We start from the raw sequence: 3,351 nt of genomic DNA on the forward strand, positions 1-3,351 counted from the left end.
AATCTATTCAGTTACTGAGTTATAGAATTACAATATTAAGTTTCATAATTAACTGAATATCAATAAAAAGGATACACAAAAACAAAAAAGTCTTATCATTATAATGATAAGACTTTTATAAAATGAATTTATTATCCCTAAATCAATAAAAACGATTATGGATTATTTATACTTTTCTTCTTCCTGCAACCAATGAAATTACAAACAATACAATGAAGATAAAGAATAGCACTTTGGCTATACTCGCGGCTCCAGCAGCAATGCCACCAAAACCAAAAATTCCAGCAATAATTGCTAGAATTATAAAAATGACTGTCCAACGTAGCATAATGATGTTTTTTTAATTAGTAAATAAGATTTTAAACAATCTTCTAGTTAAAACAAATCTCTTCATTATAAAATGAATGAATTAACTGTAATGCTAAAATTATTGACTCATTTAAATAATAGTCAAATAAATGCATAAAAAATAAATTAAGTATTTTTTATCATTAAGCATTTTATCTAATTCGTAATTATCTAAAAATAAACAAATTACACCAATAAAAAAGCTTCTTCACTTGCTATTTATCCTTATATTTGACAGTATATAAAAAACTTTTTTTAATTTATTTTGAGTTTTTTATTTTAAAATTTTTTGAACAAATCTTCCAATTTTTGAGAAAACTATTATAATGAGTCAATCAAATAATCGATTGAGTTAATCTATTTACTTCTACACCTTTAATTTTATAAAAAAGAAAATTCACCATCGAAGTAATAAAAAGAAGTAACATAAAAACATTGTTTTTTTTGAATATTAAAATCTTTATATAACTCTGCTATTTTCCAAATAGTAACGAATTTTTTTAACAGCATACAATATTTCTAGTACATGTTGCCGATAATAAAATTACAGTAGCATCATAAGCATAAATGATTTATTATACGAACTAAAAATTACGCCCATGAAAACGAAAGACTCAAAATCGAAAATAATATTCCTTTCAACATATCCGCCAACACAATGTGGTATCGCGACATATACAGAAGACACTATAAATGCCATAACTAAAATATATGGCAAAAGTATTTCATGCGAAATATGTGAATTAATTACCGAAAATAATCCTGATAGTGCGTCAGCATATATTTTAAATACAAATAACAGGGATGAATATAAAAAAGTAGCGTTAGAAATAAATAAAGATGATGCCGTAAAATTAATCCATATCCAGCATGAATTTGGTTTGTTTAAAGGTGAATATGGAAATCATTTAATAGACTTCTTAAATGCAATTAAAAAACCTATAACATTCACTTTTCATAGCGTTATTCCAAATCCGAACGAAAATTTAAGAAGTTTTGTTAAGCTACTAGTATCCTATTCTAATTCAGTTTTTGTGATGACAAAACAATCTAAAAAAATTCTTGTTGAAGATTATGAAATAAATCAAGAAAATATTGTTTGCGTTCCTCATGGTACACATATCGTAGAATATGAAAATACTTCAAAAGCGAAACAAAAATTTAATTTTGAGGATAGATTAATATTATCCACATTTGGATTACTAGGAGAAGGTAAAAATATTGAGACAGGATTAAAAGCGCTTCCTAAAATTGTAGAACATTTTCCTAATGTATTATATCTAATTCTTGGAAAAACCCATCCTAATAATATCATCAATGGCGTAGATGAATATCGCAATCATTTGGAATTTATTGTAAATGATTTAAACTTACAAAAGAATGTTCTTTTTGTTAATCAATATTTAGGAGTAAAAGAGCTCCTAAACTATTTAAAAGCAACCGATATATATCTTTTTACTTCCAAAGACCCAAACCAAGCCGTAAGTGGTACTTTCTCTTATGCAATGGGCTGTTCTTGTCCTATAGTTGCCACAAAAATTCCACATACTATAGAAGTTCTTTCATCTGATACAGGCATATTAGTTGATATTAAAAACTCAGAACAATTTGCAGATGCAACTATAAAACTTCTTTCTGATTCTGGTTTACGGGAATCAATGGCTTTAAATGCATTCGAAAAAACCAGAAAAACTTCTTGGGAAAATGTAGCAATCAAACACATGATTACATATCAAAAGATTATAAAAGAACCGATGGAAGTCAAATTTACATATCCAGCAATAAAAATGGATCATCAAAAAAATATGACTACATCATTAGGTATGATACAATTTAGCAAAATATCAGAGCCTGATATCACTTCAGGCTACACTCTTGATGATAATGCCAGAGCTTTAATCTCTATGTGTTTACATTATCAGCTAAAAGAAGATATCAATGATATTTATTATATCAATACCTATCTTAATTTTATTGAAAGATGCCAACAGCCCAAAGGCAATTTTATAAATTATGTAGATGAATTTAATAATATAGATCCTAAAAACGATACTGTAAATCTCGAAGATTCTAATGCAAGAGCAATTTGGGCTTTAGGAATGTTTATTTCATTAAAATCGACGCTCATACCTCCTTCAACAATAAACAAAGCTACAGCGTGCATTTTAAAGGCATTAGATTGGACTGAAACAGTTACTTCGCCCAGATCGATTGGATTTATAACTAAAGGTTTGTTTTTATATAATTCTGTTGAAGCTACACCACGCATTATAGAAATAATAGACAAACTTGCTCGCAGGCTTGCTAAAAATTACAATGATCATGCAACCAAAAATTGGAACTGGTTTGAAAATTATCTTACCTATGCCAATAGTATATTATCCGAATCGATGTTATATGCATATTTAGCAACAGATAAATTACTATACAAAAAGATTGCTATCGAATCATTTGATTTTTTATTACCAAAAATGTTTATAAACGGAGAATTCAAGGTTATCTCTAATAAAGGATGGTATCATAAAGGATCAATACCATACCAATATGGAGAACAACCTATTGATGTTTCCTATACCATACAAACATTGGATCTTTTTTATAAAAATTTTAATGATCCATTTTATAAAAAATCTATGAGAATTGCCTTTAATTGGTTCTTAGGTCAGAATCATTTAAACCAAATTATGTATGATCCAATTACGGGAGGTTGTTATGATGGTTTAGAAAAGGAAAATGTAAATTTAAACCAAGGAGCAGAATCTACAATTTGTTATTTAACAGCACGTTTGCTCATGGAAAATAATATTGTTTCTAATAGTAAGATTATAAAACTACAGACAGCGAAAGAAAACTTAGCTTATAAATCAATCTAGATTCCATTATCTCAAGTCACTAAAATAAAATTTCACCACAAAGAACGCAAAGGATTACACAAAGGTTCGCAAAGTTTAATAAATAGCTTTGCGAACCTTTGCGTTTTTTTTTCTTTGTGTACTTTGCGTT

The 3,351-nt window shown here is 27.7% G+C and carries 2 protein-coding genes; one reads left to right on the forward strand and one right to left on the reverse strand.

The genetic code is table 11. The features are described 5' to 3' along the window. Positions 1-166: 166 nt before the first annotated feature. Entirely contained in the window at positions 167-328 is a 162-nt protein-coding gene (locus tag IW20_RS25985; protein ID WP_035629077.1) for a DUF1328 family protein, read from the reverse strand. Positions 329-947: 619 nt separating this feature from the next. On the opposite strand from IW20_RS25985, the gene IW20_RS25060 reads away from it, so the two are divergent. After that, complete coding sequence (locus IW20_RS25060) at positions 948-3,221, forward strand: glycosyltransferase (protein ID WP_035629078.1); 2,274 nt, start codon at positions 948-950, stop codon at positions 3,219-3,221. Positions 3,222-3,351: the final 130 nt, after the last annotated feature.

Source organism: Flavobacterium hydatis (assembly GCF_000737695.1).
In the GTDB taxonomy this organism is placed as follows: Bacteria; Bacteroidota; Bacteroidia; order Flavobacteriales; family Flavobacteriaceae; genus Flavobacterium; species Flavobacterium hydatis.